The following is a 16,065-nucleotide window of genomic DNA, read 5'->3' on the forward strand; positions in this document are numbered from 1 at the left end:
CTCTGTATCCTTCTAGGCTGGCACACGACCAGCGCTTAATTGCTCACGTAACAGCCGTTTGTTGATCTTGCCAACGCCAGTTTTGGGCAAACTCGCCACGATTTCGACCCGATCTGGCAATTTGTAGTCGGCCAGCCCCCGGCTGCGCAAAAATTGCACCACCTCGCGGCGGTTGATAGTCGTGCCGTTGCTGACGATCACAGCACAAGTGCGTTCGCCCAAGAAACGGTCGGGCAAGCCTACCAGCGCCACATCGTGAATCGCTGGATGATTGAGCAAATGTTGCTCAATTTCTTCGGCAGCAACTTTTTCGCCGCCGCGATTGATTTGATCTTTGGCGCGGCCTTCGACCGAGACATAGCCAGCAGCGTTCAGCCGAGCCAAATCGCCAGTGCGATAAAAACCGTCGCTGGTGAAGGCTCGTTGATTATGTTCAGCTGCTTGGTAATAGCCGCGAATCGTGTAGGGGCCACGGGTAATCAGGTGGCCAAGCTCGCCAATTGGCAGATAGTTATCTTCATCATCGACGATCCGCACTTCGTCCAAGGGTGAAATTGGGCGGCCTTGGGTATTGCAAATCAACTCGTCAGCATCAGCAAGCCGAGTGTAATTAACCAAGCCCTCAGCCATGCCATAGACCTGTTGCAATTGGCAACCAAGCTCAGGCTGCACGCGGCGGGCTGTATCGGCTCCAAATGGCGCACCACCAACCAAAATCTGCTTGAGGCTGGTCAATTCTGCTTGGCCTTTGGCCGCAGCATCGAGCCACAGCAAAGCCAGCGGCGGAACCATACCGGTGATCGTCACGCCTTCGCGAGCAATCAGCGGAAAGGCCACATCAGGGCTTGGTTGCGGCGCAAGCACCACCGTGCCGCCTGCCGCCAAGGTTCCCAAGGTTCCAGGCGAACTCATCGGAAAGTTGTGAGCCATCGGCAGCACGCACAAATAGACGCTGCTGGCATCTAATTCGCAGATTTCAGCGCTAGCCCGCACCGAATACAAATAATCGTCGTGGGTGCGAGCAATCAATTTGGGCACGCCCGTGCTGCCGCCAGAAAGCTGAAACAACGCCACCTCGGCGGGATCAAGCACTGGAAATTCGGCTGGCTCTGCATCAACATCAGCCAAAGCAGTAAACGGCCCAGCCTCGCCAACCACCAACACATGCTCCAGGGTTGGCGCAACCGCTTTGACCTCAGCCGCCAAATTGCGATAATCGAAACTGCCAACTTTATCGGCAATCACATAGGCCACGGCTTCGCTGTGCTGGCAAAAATAGCCGATTTCGGCCAAGCGATGAGCTGGCAGCGCCATCAACGGAATTGCGCCAACCCGAAAGAGCGCAAAACAAACCACAAACCACTCGGCACAATTGGGCAATTGCACAACCACTCGTTGTTTTAGTTGGATGCCAAGCTGTTGCAAGCCCGCCGCCAAGCGATCAACCCGTTGATCAAGCTCGCGATAGCTCCAACGGCGATCGCCACAAACCACCGCAGTTGCATCGCCAGAGCGTTGCGCCCACTCGCGCAGGGCCTCGCCAAAGGTTTGGCCAACCCAATAGCCAGCATTGCGATAGCGTTCAGCAAATTCGGCGGGCCAAGCGGTCGTGCCAGCGAGGCCAAGCGTTTGCTCAGCCATTAGGCCACCTCGCCTTCGCTATCAAGGCCCATCGCCAACAACATCGTGCGGAATTTCGCGCCAGTTTCGGCCAATTCTGCTTCAGGCGTTGAGCCAAGCACTACGCCAGCGCCAGCAAATAAACGCAACGATTGGTCGACAACTTCGGCGCAGCGAATTGTGACAATCCATTCGCCATCACCTTGGGCGTTGCACCAACCAACCATCCCCGTGAAAAAGCCGCGATCAAACGGCTCGATTTCGCGGATGGCAGCGCGGGCGGCCTCGGTAGGCGTGCCACACACCGCTGGAGTTGGGTGCAACGCCAATGCCAGACCTAAAGACGAAGGTGCATCAGCGTTTAATTCGCCAACCAAGGTTGTCGAAAGATGCCACATTGTCGCCGTAGAAATGACGGTTGGTGCTGGAACTTCGAGGCTAGTACAGAATGGAGCTAAGGCCGCTGCCACAGCATCAACCACAACCTTATGTTCGTGTAAATCTTTGGGTGATACGAGCAAGCCTGCTGCTCGGCGCGCATCTTCCTCAGGGTCGCTGCTGCGTGGAATCGAGCCAGCCAACGGATTGGCGATTACTTGATTACCATTGCGCGCCAGCAACAATTCAGGGCTTGCACCCACCAAGGCGCGGCGAGTCGGCAGCGGCACGGCAAAGGTATAGCCAGTTTTGTTATTGCGCGCCAAGCTTGCCAAAATCAAGTTGACATTAAGTGGCGCATCGGCGGTCAATTGCAACGAGCGTGAGAGCACAACTTTTTGCAAATCGCCAGCTTCCATTTTGGCCAAAGCTTGGGCGACACCCCGTTTGTAGTGCTCGGGCGCTGGCATTGGCTCGATTGTGCAATGGGGCAAGCGTTGATTGTGCCAGTAGGGCTGAGCTTCAGCATGCAATGGGCCAGCCCACGCCACCCGCGAAGGCAGCGCCAAGTAGGCCGCAGCATCGGGAGCAAAAGGCAATGCGCCAACCACAACTGGATTAACGTCGCCGCCACGTTCAGCGCGTTGCAACGCCTCGTGCACCCGTTGCTCAATCTCAGTCAGCGAGGTTTGGCTAATCAAATCGACATAGCTTAATTGCGCCAACAAGGTATGGTTGGGCGAGGCAAAGAAAAAGGCCGATTCTGCTTGATAGGTGTCTAGCAATTGCCACGCCGATTCGCGTAGCCGTTCTTGTTCAAAACTGCTCATGATCGTCATCCTTAATTGCTTATTACTCGACCTTGGCTTAGTTCAGACCCACTTCGCGCGCCACTGGTTGGGCAGCTTGCAGATTGATTTTCTGCATCAAATCTGCAAAGTGTTCGTGGTTCAGCGATTGCGGGCCATCTGAGCTAGCGTGATCAGGATCATGGTGGACTTCGATCATCAAGCCATCGCCACCAACTGCCAAGCCAGCTAAAGCCAAGGGTGCAACCAAGTACCATTTGCCAGTGCCATGGCTTGGGTCGACGATCACAGGCAGGTGGCTACGATGTTTGGCCATCGCCACGGCATTCAAATCCAGCGTGTTGCGGGTAGCATTTTCAAACGTCCGAATGCCGCGCTCGCACAAAATCACATTGGGATTGCCCGTTGCCAGCACATATTCGGCGGCCAGCAACCATTCTTCAATCGTGCCAGCAGGGCCACGTTTGACCATAACGGGGCGGCCAGTGCGGCCAGCAGCTTCGAGCAAAGCAAAATTTTGCATGTTGCGAGCACCAATTTGAATCACATCGGTGTATTCAGCCACCAAATCGACATCGGCAGTATTGAGGGCTTCGGTGATAATTGGCAGGCCTGTTTCGGCGCGGGCCTTGGCCAAAATCTTCAAACCTGCTTCGCCCAAGCCACGGAAAGCATACGGTGAAGTGCGGGGCTTGAAAGCGCCGCCACGCAGCATGTGCGCGCCAGCTTCGGCCACCGCATAGGCCGTGTTCAACAATTGGCTTTCCGATTCGACCGAGCATGGACCAGCCATCACGACTGGCTGACCGCCGCCAATCTTGACTGAGCCAAGATCGACAATTGTGGTTTGGTTGGCATCGCTGCGAGCAGCAAGCCGATACGGCGCGGGCTTGGTCGATGCGTTTGCAGTGCTCATGAGCAAAAGATCCTTGTATCTAAGCATCAAGCGTTGCCCCACCATCAATGCGCAAATCGTGCATGGTGATGTGGCGGGCACGCTCGGAGAGTAAAAAAACAACAGCGTTGGCAATATCGGCAGGCTCGGCAATCCGCCCAAGCGGAATTCCCAAGCGAAATGTTTCCAATGAGCCAGCAATCACTCGTTGCGGGCCAGTTTCGTCGTGCCACAACATGCGTTGCATGGCGGTGTCGGTCGAGCCAGGTGAAACGACATTACAGCGAATCTTATGTTGCGCTAATTCAAGCCCCAAGCACATGGTGAAGGCGGTCGCGGCAGCTTTCGAGGCGGCATAGGCCGCCATCTGCATCCGTGGCACGCCAGCGGCGTTCGAGCCAACCGTCACGATGCTGCCAGCCTGGCGTGGAACCATACGCCGAGCAACTACTCGCGTTAGGTTGAACACCCCAGTTGCATTGACATCAAGGCTAGTTGCCCAATCGTCGTCGCTTAATTCAACTACGGGAGCCATGCGCAAAATGCCAGCAACATTCACCAGCATGCCAATTGGCCCCGTCTGATTTTCGATAGCATCGACCAGTGCTTCAACTGCTTGGGCATTGCGCACATCGATCACGCGCGGCGTGAGTTGGCCTGCACCAAGCTCCAAGCGTTGTTGCAAGGTTTGCAAGCCAGCCGCTTGAACATCTAAAGCAACCACATGCACGCCATGGCGACATAATTCCTCGGCAACTGCGGCCCCAATGCCTTGCGCAGCGCCAGTTACCAGTGCCACTTGGTTTTTCAGTTCGGGGTATTCTGAAAAATGCACACACGCTCCCTAACCGATCAGGCTTTGCCTGCAGTTTGAATGGCAACAACTGACGATGACAGTCGCTATTTTTAACCCATATGTTGGGCAAAAATCAGGCTCTTACTATCACCATCGCTTGAATTATGTCATTAACACAATTTAGTCGGATATAACTGTTTTTATTCAAGGCGCAGTATACGCAACAGGTTCATATTTGTCAAACGCAGATTAATAGAGCATAGAGCATAGAGCATAGAACATAGGGTTGGGCTATTGGCTATTGGCTTTGGGGCTATGGAAACATGCTTCGTGGAATTCCTGCAATTCGTGGCTAAAACATATTCTTCGCCGATCAGGTTTTAACGCAGAGGATGGGTGGCTAGTGGCTGTTGACCAGCAAGAACATAATCCCAAAAATCTGTGCCAATCTGTGGCTAAAAATCATGCTTCGGATCAGCAAGTTTGCGGTTAAACTCAGCAGAAATCACTTAACTATAAGGATAATTCATGCACACAGTTCGGGCAATTAGTTTATTCATCTTGGCGGGCTTGGCCGAAATTGCTGGCGGGTATCTGGTGTGGCAATGGCTCCGCGCCGATCGATCGGTTTGGTTGGGTGTGCTGGGTGCAATTTTGTTAATTGGCTATGGCGTTTTGCCAACTCTCCAGCCACAAGTGTGGAGTTTTGGCCGCGTCTATGCAGCCTATGGTGGAGTATTTATTGTGCTTTCACTCGCTTGGGGCTGGATCGTCGATCATAATCCACCTGATCAGCCGAGCTTAATTGGTGCATGTTTGGCTTTAGTTGGGGCAGCAGTTATTTTGTATTGGCCGCGCTAATAGTGAGCAATAACAGAGCGTAACGCTTGGGGGCAGGGTTCAGGGGTTAGGGATCAGACTTTGGAAATAGGAGCCTTCGGGGTTTCAACCATCGTCGATCACGCCGTTAACCTATTCGTGTCCTTCGTAGATCGTTCTATAGCATTCCTGGTCAAAAAAAACTAAGGCCGCTTGCATCTAAATCACTATACTATAATCGCTATGAGACAAATGCCATTTTTTAGAAACATTTAATCCAGCGAGGGTGTATGGGCAAAGTCGCTTGGATCACTTCACTTAATCACGTACATACCAAGATACTTGCAATCGAATGGCGGCACTATCGCCGATCTAGCAGCATTTTTATTGTCGTGTTTATGCTTCGCTGCTACAAGTTGGCGGCGCAAAGCCTCTGGTTTGATGAACTGAGCACATGGTGGGCTGTTTCACAGATGAGTTGGCTCACTGGATTTAAACAACTTTGGGTGCCTCAAGCAGGCTATCCTTTATATCAACTCTTGCTTAAAATGTGGATCTCTCTGCTTGGCCAAAGCGAATGGGCATTACGCAGTTTTTCAGTTCTATCAGGTACATGGGCTGTTATGATTATTATCCAAATCGCACACAGATTAAGCCTAGCACGCTCATTAGTTTGCGGTTTAGTCGTGATTGCACCATTGCCATTATGGTATGCTCAAGAAAGCACAGCCTATAGTTTGTTCTTTTGCACCGCAGCAATGCTTCTATTAACCATCATTCGCCTGCTTGAAACCCCAACAAGCCTGAAGCTCGTGCAATGGATTGGCGCTGCCTTGATCTGCATGAGTAGTCATCGGCTTGGTTCACTACTGGTTATTGGCTGTCTTGTAGCGGGATTGCTGCGTTGGAGTCAACTCAATCGGCTTCAAGGAGTAAATCGACCCATAAGCCGGTATTGGCTACGTGGCGCGATCGTTGGGCTTAGTTTTTGTACCATCGGATTAATTGGCTATGGTGTCAAAATCTTTAGAGTTGATAATCCCTTAGTTAGCCAATCGCATCGCCAAGCCACCCTGATTGATGCCCTTGAAATGACGATATGGAGCTTTAGTAGCAATCAAAATCCTGGTGATTTTTCGTGGCTCTGGCTGCTGCCTAGCCTTGGGCTTGCAAGTTGGGGCCTGGTCAAACTGCTGCTGGATTGTCGAAAGCATTGGCAAGCGCAAACTTTGCTCTGTTTGATGCTCGTACCGATTGGCTTATTTGCAATTCTATTAGGTTGGACAAAACTGTATGAGCCACGCTATATGATTGGCCTGTATCCACTATGGATTCTCATCCTTGCGTATCCTTCGGTTAATCACCCCAAAAAGCAAAATAGCTCTTCTCCAGCGGCATTGAGCCTACGCCAGCGTGTGCAAGCAAGCCAAACTCGCCTGCTATACCATAGCCTTACATTTGGGGTGATTGGGGTTAATCTAATGATGTTAATCGTGCCAAAAACTGGATTATGGAGTAATAATCCAGTCCGCGAACAATATCGTGAAGCAATTGACTATCTCGCCCACCAAATCCATCAAGATGATATTTTTATGGTGCATCCAGGCTATTTAAGTTTAGCTTGGTTTTATTATGCACCGAGGCGTAGCCCTGATCCGCTGCCGCATCCATTAACATTTACTGAATTTGATCACTATGCGACAACGTCTGCCAAGATTGACGCTTATTTGCAAACATTTGGCCAACAACGATCGTTTTTGTTGGTTGGCCCATTCCATGCCCGCACCATCGATCCACCGCCAAGCGATCAAGCATATGGAATAATTGGCAGCTTTTATCAATCAGGCAATGGTGCATGGCAACCATGTGGCCAACGTGATTTTTTAGGCGTTGCGATTCTTTGTATAGCCCAGCCAGCCAGCAATCCAACCAAAATCAGCCGTTCAAGCTATGTTCCAGTAACCTTTGGTCAACACATTGTGTTGCATGACTACCAGATAAAACCATTTGCCGGCAAATTCAATGCCGGCGGAAGCCTCCCAATTACGCTGTTTTGGCAGTATACTCAACCATTTTCCGAGCCACACCAGTTAACGCTCGCTCTTCGCCGCGTTGGGACAAGCGAATTACAGGCATTTGAATGGGGATTATTGGCCCAAGCAGAACCACGCAATCACCTATCGCTTGATCAACGGGCAATCCGCTTATCCGATTATCGGAGTGGTCAGCCATTAGCAGCAGGTCGTTATGAAATCGTGCTAATGATCCAAAAAGCGAATATTGCCCCTAACACGATCTGGCTTACGGCCCAAAATGCCAATGGAATTTCAACAAATCAAGTCATTCTCACGACGATCGATGTAAGTAATCCTTAGATCAGCAAGAGGCGAAGAATGAAAAAGGTTTTTGCCAGTCTCGGGATCGTGCTGCTACTGCTTGGAATCCAAGCCCGATTTTCAAGCAAGCAGGCAATGACGGCTTCCCCAGTGCAGTCATTCAAACAACCAAACACCTGTCAGCCAGCAACTCCATCAACCTGTGGGCAATTACGGATCGACGGTGCAGGATTCTTTGATCAGTATGGCCCATGGGTTATGCATGGGGTTCAGTTTTTCTTGCCGCAATATGGAATTAATGGCCGAACGTTTTGGGATGCTGAATACAATCAAGCAATTCAGGATGGTTCACTTGATTATTGGCTTGGACGAGCCCAACAAGCGCTATACGCAAATCTGCTTCGAATTTTTGTTGATTTACCATTAGCTTCGGGCCAGCAGGTGGTTATCCCAACTAGCTATGCGACCCTCTACGATTTTGCCAGTCGGGCGAATGCACGCGGCATGCGGTTGGGCATATCCATCCATAATAGTGATGAATGGACGTTAACCAGCGGGCAACAACAGTGGATTGAAGGGATGCTTTCCTATTTTTTAGAACGCGATAGCCTAGCCATGCTGGCCTATATTAATCTTGATAATGAAATCAATAATTATTGCGATCCACACCATCGCCGTGATTGCCTAGCTAATCCCAAACAGGCATATCTTGATCAAGCCATCGATTGGATTCGCCAAACCAGAGCGCTCATTAAAGCCCGCACCCCACAAATCCTGATCACTGTTGGCATGTCAACTGAGCTGATAGCACCAGCGGCTAAAGGCGGGATTGCTAATTATTTTCTGCGCGATCAGCACGGTGTTAGTTTGGCAAGTTTGATCGATTTTTTAGCACCGCACAATTATGGAGGCCGTGGCCTCTGGTTGATCACCAGCATTCGCGAGTATGGCTATCGCGGCCCGGTTGTGCTCGAAGAATATGGCTTCCCGACCGATCCGTTTCCTGGCAGCGTTCATTGGTCGGAAGGGCCTGCGATCTGTCGCATTAATCCGCTATTCGCAGCCTGCTTTGAAACCGCCCCATTTTATGTCGAAACCAATCTCAATGCCTTGCGCCAAGCTGATTATGCAGGCGGAGTTGCTTGGATGCTTGCTGATATTCAAGAAAAGGAACTGCCAACGGCGTGTGATGGGTATTCAATTCCATCAGATTTATGGACTGGGCTGTTTGCAGTTGGCGGCTCCTATTGCAATGGCGGAACGCTTACGCGCGATTTTGGTCGACCTAAAGCAACCGCAACCCGCGTCTGCTTTTATCATATCAATAATCTTGAGCTTTGCCTGCAACACGCAGCCCTTACAATCCAACCTTAAAGGCTGTCCAATAGGGCAAGAGTGTGCTGATCAAGGCCATGCTTGCAAATAACCCTAAAAAAACACTCATCCCAACTAGGCCTTGGCGGCGAAGATGAGGTGGAAACAAGCTCCTCAATCCCACCACCAGGATGATCAATGATGGAACAACCGCCACAAACGTATAGCGCCCAAAACTCCAAATAAATGCGCCTTGAATCGGTTGTAAATGCACCCGCAAAAAGGCCATGGCCCAGCCCAACCCTACTGCCAAGCAAATCATCCACCAAGCTATAGGCTGGATGTGCGCAAGATCGCCAGGAGTTTGCCGAGCAAAGCGATAACTTTGACGCATAGCGCCGACCAACCCAAGCCCAACCAACAAACCAATTGCCGTAAACCAGCCTGCTGAAACACTGATTTCGCCCCAGCCAAAAACACCCCAAAAGCCTTGAAAGAGGGCTAGGGCTTGGCGTGGGTACACTGCCCTAATCCATTCAGGATTAACGGCTTTTTCCAGCATGCGATCAATACTTTGAGCATCAATATGGCGCGACGTAAGACCACTCATCGCGCTTGGCACAAGAGGGATCTGCAACTCTGCATCGCTATTGCGTAAAAAGTTTTGCGGTACACCTTGGTCAAGAAGAGCTTTTTCAAGCTCACCATCAGGAGTGGCATCGTCGCCAGGAGCATAGCCTGCAATCAGCGTCAGCGAATCATAAAAGATTGTAGCGTGGCTCAATGGCCCACTTAAGCGCACAGCAAGATAGGTTGTATCGGTTGGGATGCGCGTCGTGATTGAGACATATTTCCAGGTTGTTCCAAGATAAATACTATCGTGTACGACCGTTTGATTATATTGGAGGGCTGGTGTAAGCCCAAGGATTCCTTCGCGATCAGTGCGCATCCAGCCGCTCAAGGTCAGCACTTGCCCAGCAAGATCTTTACGTAAAAACGGTGCAATCTCTTGTTCAAGCATTGGGCCAGGCCCATCAACAGGTCGATCAAGCTGAAAAGCAGCAGTCCCGCGCCGAACAATAGTTGTCGACTGGGGCTCAAAGCCTGGTTCATAATTTGCTGCAACGCTTGTCCAAGCCGCTAATTTACGCGGCAGAACCTGACTTGCGCCATAGCAACCAAACACCAAGCCAAGCCCCAAGGCTGCTCCTATCCGCCAGCGATAGATTGGCGGCAAACTCATCAGCCATCCCAGCGGAACAATCAGGGCAAAGGGAACCAGCATGCGTTTAACATTCCACGCTAATAGCATCAAGCTAAGCCCAACCACCAGCCAGCGCCAACTTGGCCGTTGGGCAAAACGGAGGCTCGCCGCAAAAAGCCAAACTGCAACCAGATTCGCCAAAACATCGCTATTAACGCTACTCATCGTATCAGCAAGCGCAGGATTAAAGGCCAACGTAGCGAGAATCGTCGACTGAACGTCACTAGCCAGTTGCAGCTTGGCAATAAGTCGCACAACGCTATAAAAAAAGAGCGTTGCCAACAACACACTGAGCAGTCGAGCAGCCCGTAATTGATCAACAACTGGTTTTGATTGAAATGGCGTAGTGAGGGTTGCTGCAAGCCAATAATAGAGTGCAGGATGAGTACGTTCATTAAAGCCAAGCGTTAATTCCGGATCATCAAGCTCAAACGGTTCAAGCTCGCTATGGGGCGAGGCAAAAAAGCCCTCTTCAAGCATTGAAGCAGCTATTGCCCGCCGCACGCCATGATCGTGCACTTCGAGGCTCGGAATTTGGTCAAGCTTACGAATAAGCGCGATATATTCAAAATGGGTTGGCTCATCATAATGTTGCCATGGTGGGGCAAGCATGGCATAGATCAACACATGCCCCACCCAAAGCAACAACAGCAGCGCGTCGGCATATTTACGCATAGCCAGCTTATTTAAACGAGATTGGCAAATAGGCGTAATAGCGACTCAAAACTGGTTCAATCGGAGTGACGAAAAAAACAACCGCTACCAAGATCGTCACCATCAACAATGAAAACCACCAGCGCCGCACAAACCGATCAATTATTGTAGCCATAAATGCTCCTTAAACTACCAGCATTCACTCAACCCAAGTATGCCTAGCGCCGACTAGTTGTAAATGTCCAACGGCTATCGAACGGGATATTGTCATAGCTTCCAGTAACATGCACCGTAATTCGGCTATTTGCTGGCAACGGATTGGTCGGCAACAAAAGTACCCCTTTATGCCCAGCAGGCAGATCAGTGCTTGCAGAATGGGCAATTTGAACCCCGTTGCTCGTTTCAATTGTCGTGCTACTGATAATTGGATTGTCCCCAAAGTAGCGCCAACTTAGAGTAATTGGATACTTGCTTGGCGGAATAAAGCGCTCAGCATCAGCAGGATAGCGAATTGGCCAACCAGCGTACGTTTCATCTGCATCCATTGCAGTGCGTGAAAGCACATCAAGGCCTGCTGCCGAGGTACCATTTTCAGCCCGATAAAAACCAAAGCCAAAAACCGGCGTTGTTGGGTAGAGCAACCACAGTCGATGCCCAGGTGAGGACATCCAACCCTCAACCGCATCAACTGCCGTCCAGCCTGCGCCACCGCCAAGCCAAGCGTTGCCATTGCTGCCACAAATTTGGCCAGCAGGCGAGGCCCATGGCAAACTGGGGTCTTGATCATGGGTCAGATGACGATTTTCGGCCATATAGCGGGCATGCTGAAAACAATTGTCATTAAGCACCGCATCTTCGGCAACTGGCGCTAAACCTGCATTGGCCCGATAGAAATTGACAGCCTCAAGCCAGCCTTGAGGTTGAGGCGGCGGTGGCCCCAAAATTTCACTGCCGAGTAAGCCAAGCAAAACCTTAAATTGATCAGGATTATTGGGATGCCACTCAAAACGAGCACGCTCAAACCATTGGGTTACTACCGTATCGCCACTGGCATTGGTTTCCATTTTTGGTTCAGTCAGTGGTAAGCCAAACAGTTGCAACGAGCGCTCATAGGCATTTAAGCCAGCAATGTTGAGCCCATGGTTCTCCCAGTAGCTGCGAAAGCCTAGGCCTGCCTGTTGGTCGCAAAGATTATGCCCAGTTTGTTCAAACCATAAGCATCCATCACGTGGGCCTGCTTCACGGCCTTCGACAAATGGGTCACGGCCAAGTTGCTGCAAGCGATCTTTGCCAAGCAGCCCCAGCAAAATCACATAGGGCGTTCCTGCGTTCTCAGGATGCCATTCCAACCGATTGCGCTCAAACCATTGGGTAAGATACTGTTGGCCAGTATCAGCATTGGTTTCGTTATCAGCCCATGTAATTGGGTAGCCAAATACCGCAAGTCCGCCGTTGGTTTCCCAATAGGAATTAAAACTTGCATCAATACAATAAGCCGATTGTTCTGCGGGGAAGCATTGTTCCCGGGCAGCGACTGCCTGAATTGGCCACAAGCTTAAGCCAAGCAAGCAGATTAATCCCCAGCGTAGCTTCTGCATTATCTACTCCTTCAGATCAATCCATAACGATTTATGGATGAACGATTACCGCTGTGCCAGTGCGATCAGTCCAGTTATAGAGCCATTCAGCTTCGGCTAAAGCAAGGTTGATACAGCCATGCGAGCGACGAGTGCCAAAATCTGCATGCCAATAGGTGCCATGAATCGCCCAATCGCGGTAGAAAAATTGGACAAATGGCACAGCGCTCGTATTCCAGGATTCACCACGTTCGCTGCTTTGCATATCTTTTTCCCACCATTTTTGATAGACCAGAAAGCTGCCGCTGACCGTCTCAAAGCCTGGTTTGCCAATCGCAATTGGCGCAGTCAAGACCTTTAAATCGGCTTCGTAGGCCTCAAGTGTATAGTTTGTCAACGAGACCTTGATCGTTTGGGGCCAAAGCTGAGGCGACCACGTAGGCACTGCTTGGCGCTGTGGCACTGCGTCGAGCATCAGACCATTGAGCTGAGCCACTTGGCGGCCAACCGCGCTCGGAATAATTTCATACAATGGATCAAGATCGATCGCCTTAAGTTGCTCGTAGGCGAGCCACAGTGGTTTTAAGGCTTCTGGATGATATTCTAAGCGGCCCCGTTCAAACCACTGAACAAGCATTCCATCCTCATTGGTAGGCTCTGCAATCGGATAGCCAAGAAATTGAAGCCCTGCAGAACGCTGCCAAAATTCGCGAAATTCACCCTGCAGCGTATGGCCAGTCTCAGGAATAGAGATCACACTTGGATCAGCGCTGACCGCAACCGCAGGCGTAGCCATGCCTAGCTCGCGACCTAAAAGCCCAAGCAATACCTGATTGTGCTCAGCATGAAATTCAAGCCGAGCGCGTTCAAAATATTGCACAGGGCGGTTATGCTCAACAATTTGTTCCGTAATTGGATAGCCAAGCCGTGTTACTTGACCATGTGCACGCCAATAGCTCAAGAATCCGAATTGATCATCAACATGATGGCCAGTTTGCGCAAAATAAACAGCTTGAACTGATGGTTCCACCGCATAAGCCGAGCGATTAATCAAGAGTAGTGCGATCAGGAGCAGCAAACGAGGAATCAACAAGCGCATTGTAACCTCCTATGGGCGTAGCATTCGTTGAAGTTCGTGATCATAGATCTGGCCCAATGGAATGAGGAAGGTGCCTTGCTGGGCATTCCAAGCGATCATAGCACGTTCTGTCAACACAATAATATAGCCATCAATCCCATTTTGATCAACACGTTGATTGGGAATGTTGCGCAGCACATACTGCTGCATCGTTGCTTGCGATAGCCAAATTTCTTGGGTCAAAACGTTGCCAAATACCGCGAGAAAATGTTGCTCAGAGCCAAAACTCGCAATAACCCACTCGCGAATACCATTAACCAAAACAGTCTTTTCCCATGGGCGAATAGTTCCGATGGGCAAGATTCCTGCTGCCTCCAAATCGTAGCCCATCCGCGTGCCCAATAAAGCGAGGGTAATTGGCCCAGCCTCAACCCGTTCATAATGAACATAGGTTCCTGGTAAAACAACTTTGGTTAGCTGTTGATCGTGCCAGCGAAAGGGTTGGCCAAGCACTTCGCCCCATTGCAGATAGTCGCTGCCAAAGGCCTTGCGTGCGGCGTATAAATACGGCCCACCAAGCCGATTCGCCACATAGGGCGCGGTTCGGGCAGCAAATTGATAACGCTGATGATCAGCGATGCTGCCCGCCTCTGCACTGACCATAATCACGCTATTAAACCCCCGCAACCAGTCTGCAAAGGTATCCAGCGTAAGCGCAAATGGGTAGCCAACTAAACCATCAAGAATAATGACTTGCTGCGGCGTACGTGGGTCGACAAAGACTGCGACCTCGTGATAGGGATAGAGCATCGCAACGGTTTCATTGGTTTCGGGAACAACAATGTTCCGTGCATTGCGCCTATACTCACGCGGGGTAATCCAGGCATGGGCGAATGAAGCATGCGGATTTTTCAGCAACTGATCAACGATACTTTGGGCGAAACTATAATCACGCTGATCTGGTTCGGCCATGAGCAGCAGTGCGTTATAACCAAGCGCTTGATAGACCCCAATAAAGGCAGCGGCGGCAGCACCAAGATTATCGAGCGAGAAGCGCTGATCTGAGCCATTTGGGCCTTTTAAGGTATAAAAACCTTCATAATAATCGCGGGGGCTTTGGGAAATCATCGTGCGCGCAGTAGCATAGGCTGCGTCACCAGCTCCCCCAATATTTTGAATGCCATTTCTGAGCGCAATAAAATCACAATTACTATCGTTGCCTTGCAGCCGAATATCATATGTTTGCTGCATTGCCGATGGCGCTATCCCAGGTGGTTGAAAGGTCGGGCCATAAATCGCCTGGCGTTTCACAAGGCTCAGATCGTTCAATTGAGCGGAATCAGGTTGTGGTGTTGCAGAAATATTCATGGTAATGCCAAGCCAGCAGATCAAGAATGCAGAAAATCGCATGAACATTGCACCCTCCTAGCGTAGTGATTCCAAAGCTCAGATCAGCAATGGAGAGTATGTAGCACAGCGCTGAATCAAGCAGCAGCTACCTTCAGCACTGTGCTGCGAGCACTATTTATGGGCGAGCAAACACGTGAGTCCAATAGTGAAAATATGGGCCATTGCTACATCCACCATCAATGCAAACATTGCCTTGATCGTTAGCTTGATAGTAGTAGCCAATCCCGGTTTGGGTAAAGTTGCAGTTTAAGATATTGGCCCGATGACCGGTACTATTCATCCATCCAGTAACAACCGCCTGTGGCGAACTATAGCCTACAGCTATATTCTCACCACCTGTTGAGAAGCTATAGCCCTGGGCATTTATGCGCTGACCAAAACTTGATCCATTCGAACCAGTATGGCTAAAGAAGTTATTAATCGCCATGTCTTGGCTATGCAGCCAAGCAGCAGTTCGCAAGCGCGAATCAACCGTGAGTGCGCCACAACCAGCTTGAGCACGTTCTTGATTGACCAAGGTTAGCACTTGGGCCTCAAAATCACCCGAATTTGGGGTTGCCGTCGGCATGCTGGTTGGTGTGCGGGTATTCGTCGCGGTTGCCGTCGGCATGCTGGTTGGTGTGCGGGTACTCGTCGCAGTTGCCGTTGGCGGTAGGTTGGTCGCAGTTGCCGTCGGTGTGCGGGTTGGCGTACGGGTTGGCGTTTGGGTATTCGTTGCAGTTGCCGTTGGCGTGCTGGTTGGCGTGTTGATATTTGTTGCAGTTGCCAAGGGCGTGCGAGTTGGCGTTTGGGTATTCGTCGCGGTTGGCGTAGGGTAGACTGGTGGCTGTGAATAGCCCAAGGTAAGCGGTAGCCAAACCCCTGGTAGGACTGTGGCCGCAGGAATGATAAAGCCACCGTTCAGCGTATACACGCCACCATTCAGCTGGCCTGCATCTGCTTGGCCGATGCTACCGCTGAGCGCATAAGCCCCACCCTGCGCACTACCACCACCAGCATCGATCGAAAACCAACGCAGATCATAATTGGATGGCGCGGCGCGCAAAGAACTATAGCCAAGCAGCATTACGCCAATCAAGCAGCATTTAAGCCAATGTTTCCGTAGCATAATCACA

At 50.8% G+C, this 16,065-nt stretch carries 13 protein-coding genes; 3 read left to right on the plus strand and 10 right to left on the minus strand.

The annotated features are described in order from the left end of the window. Window positions 1–12: 12 nt before the first annotated feature. The 4 genes from ACFMKP_RS24495 to ACFMKP_RS24510 are packed head-to-tail and all read right to left on the minus strand — an operon-like array spanning window position 13 to window position 4,537. Entirely contained in the window at window positions 13–1,641 is a 1,629-nt protein-coding gene (locus ACFMKP_RS24495) for a (2,3-dihydroxybenzoyl)adenylate synthase (protein ID WP_382296402.1), read from the minus strand. Then, window positions 1,641–2,828 (minus strand): isochorismate synthase DhbC, encoded by a 1,188-nt coding sequence (gene dhbC / locus ACFMKP_RS24500; RefSeq protein WP_382296405.1) that lies wholly within the window; start codon window positions 2,826–2,828, stop codon window positions 1,641–1,643. The genes ACFMKP_RS24495 and dhbC overlap by 1 nt, the downstream gene beginning before the upstream one ends. A 37-nt stretch (window positions 2,829–2,865) precedes the next feature. Beyond that, window positions 2,866–3,723, minus strand: coding sequence for a 3-deoxy-7-phosphoheptulonate synthase (aroF, locus tag ACFMKP_RS24505; RefSeq protein ID WP_382296408.1), 858 nt, complete (start codon window positions 3,721–3,723; stop codon window positions 2,866–2,868). Window positions 3,724–3,742: 19 nt separating this feature from the next. Further along, window positions 3,743–4,537 (minus strand): 2,3-dihydro-2,3-dihydroxybenzoate dehydrogenase, encoded by a 795-nt coding sequence (locus ACFMKP_RS24510; protein ID WP_382296410.1) that lies wholly within the window; start codon window positions 4,535–4,537, stop codon window positions 3,743–3,745. Between the two features lie 489 nt (window positions 4,538–5,026). Here ACFMKP_RS24510 and ACFMKP_RS24515 point away from each other — a divergent pair, with 489 nt between their 5' ends. The 3 genes from ACFMKP_RS24515 to ACFMKP_RS24525 all read left to right on the plus strand — a co-directional run bounded on the left by ACFMKP_RS24515 (window position 5,027) and on the right by ACFMKP_RS24525 (window position 9,027). Further along, window positions 5,027–5,359 carry a YnfA family protein gene (locus tag ACFMKP_RS24515; RefSeq protein WP_382296413.1) on the plus strand — a complete coding sequence of 111 codons (333 nt, stop codon included), beginning with the start codon at window positions 5,027–5,029 and terminating at the stop codon, window positions 5,357–5,359. A gap of 248 nt (window positions 5,360–5,607) precedes the next feature. Continuing rightward, the gene (locus ACFMKP_RS24520) at window positions 5,608–7,692 is read left to right on the plus strand and encodes a hypothetical protein (protein ID WP_382296416.1); all 2,085 of its coding nucleotides are present in this window, start codon (window positions 5,608–5,610) and stop codon (window positions 7,690–7,692) included. A gap of 18 nt (window positions 7,693–7,710) precedes the next feature. Then, window positions 7,711–9,027, plus strand: coding sequence for a hypothetical protein (locus ACFMKP_RS24525; protein ID WP_382296419.1), 1,317 nt, complete (start codon window positions 7,711–7,713; stop codon window positions 9,025–9,027). Here the strand turns inward: ACFMKP_RS24525 and ACFMKP_RS24530 are convergent. The 6 genes from ACFMKP_RS24530 to ACFMKP_RS24555 all read right to left on the minus strand — a co-directional run bounded on the left by ACFMKP_RS24530 (window position 9,011) and on the right by ACFMKP_RS24555 (window position 16,058). Continuing rightward, window positions 9,011–10,906, minus strand: coding sequence for a hypothetical protein (locus ACFMKP_RS24530; protein WP_382296422.1), 1,896 nt, complete (start codon window positions 10,904–10,906; stop codon window positions 9,011–9,013). The genes ACFMKP_RS24525 and ACFMKP_RS24530 overlap by 17 nt on opposite strands. A gap of 7 nt (window positions 10,907–10,913) precedes the next feature. Next, entirely contained in the window at window positions 10,914–11,060 is a 147-nt protein-coding gene (locus tag ACFMKP_RS24535) for a hypothetical protein (protein ID WP_382296424.1), read from the minus strand. A 43-nt stretch (window positions 11,061–11,103) separates the two neighbouring features. Beyond that, window positions 11,104–12,483 carry a CAP domain-containing protein gene (locus ACFMKP_RS24540; RefSeq protein WP_382296425.1) on the minus strand — a complete coding sequence of 460 codons (1,380 nt, stop codon included), beginning with the start codon at window positions 12,481–12,483 and terminating at the stop codon, window positions 11,104–11,106. Window positions 12,484–12,514: 31 nt separating this feature from the next. Further along, window positions 12,515–13,561, minus strand: a complete 1,047-nt coding sequence (locus ACFMKP_RS24545; RefSeq protein ID WP_382296428.1) for a L,D-transpeptidase family protein — start codon at window positions 13,559–13,561, stop codon at window positions 12,515–12,517. 9 nt (window positions 13,562–13,570) lie between these two features. Further along, window positions 13,571–14,950: a hypothetical protein gene (locus ACFMKP_RS24550; RefSeq protein ID WP_382296431.1), complete on the minus strand. Its 1,380-nt coding sequence runs from the start codon at window positions 14,948–14,950 to the stop codon at window positions 13,571–13,573. 115 nt (window positions 14,951–15,065) lie between these two features. Beyond that, window positions 15,066–16,058, minus strand: coding sequence for a CAP domain-containing protein (locus ACFMKP_RS24555; RefSeq protein WP_382296433.1), 993 nt, complete (start codon window positions 16,056–16,058; stop codon window positions 15,066–15,068). Between the last annotated feature and the right edge of the window lie 7 nt (window positions 16,059–16,065).

The sequence above is a fragment of the Herpetosiphon sp. NSE202 genome, from assembly GCF_042688385.1.
Classification (GTDB): Bacteria; Chloroflexota; Chloroflexia; order Chloroflexales; family Herpetosiphonaceae; genus Herpetosiphon.

What these genes read in the sequence shown, in the direction of transcription:
- ACFMKP_RS24550 (WP_382296431.1), bottom strand. Translation starts at nt 14,950, where the DNA reads ATGCGATTTTCTGCATTCTTGATCTGCTGGCTTGGCATTACCATGAAT.
- ACFMKP_RS24545 (WP_382296428.1), bottom strand. Translation starts at nt 13,561, where the DNA reads ATGCGCTTGTTGATTCCTCGTTTGCTGCTCCTGATCGCACTACTCTTG.
- ACFMKP_RS24530 (WP_382296422.1), bottom strand. Translation starts at nt 10,906, where the DNA reads ATGCGTAAATATGCCGACGCGCTGCTGTTGTTGCTTTGGGTGGGGCAT.
- ACFMKP_RS24520 (WP_382296416.1), top strand. Translation starts at nt 5,608, where the DNA reads ATGGGCAAAGTCGCTTGGATCACTTCACTTAATCACGTACATACCAAG.
- ACFMKP_RS24535 (WP_382296424.1), bottom strand. Translation starts at nt 11,060, where the DNA reads ATGGCTACAATAATTGATCGGTTTGTGCGGCGCTGGTGGTTTTCATTG.
- ACFMKP_RS24515 (WP_382296413.1), top strand. Translation starts at nt 5,027, where the DNA reads ATGCACACAGTTCGGGCAATTAGTTTATTCATCTTGGCGGGCTTGGCC.
- dhbC (WP_382296405.1), bottom strand. Translation starts at nt 2,828, where the DNA reads ATGAGCAGTTTTGAACAAGAACGGCTACGCGAATCGGCGTGGCAATTG.
- ACFMKP_RS24555 (WP_382296433.1), bottom strand. Translation starts at nt 16,058, where the DNA reads ATGCTACGGAAACATTGGCTTAAATGCTGCTTGATTGGCGTAATGCTG.
- ACFMKP_RS24495 (WP_382296402.1), bottom strand. Translation starts at nt 1,641, where the DNA reads ATGGCTGAGCAAACGCTTGGCCTCGCTGGCACGACCGCTTGGCCCGCC.
- ACFMKP_RS24525 (WP_382296419.1), top strand. Translation starts at nt 7,711, where the DNA reads ATGAAAAAGGTTTTTGCCAGTCTCGGGATCGTGCTGCTACTGCTTGGA.
- aroF (WP_382296408.1), bottom strand. Translation starts at nt 3,723, where the DNA reads ATGAGCACTGCAAACGCATCGACCAAGCCCGCGCCGTATCGGCTTGCT.
- ACFMKP_RS24540 (WP_382296425.1), bottom strand. Translation starts at nt 12,483, where the DNA reads ATGCAGAAGCTACGCTGGGGATTAATCTGCTTGCTTGGCTTAAGCTTG.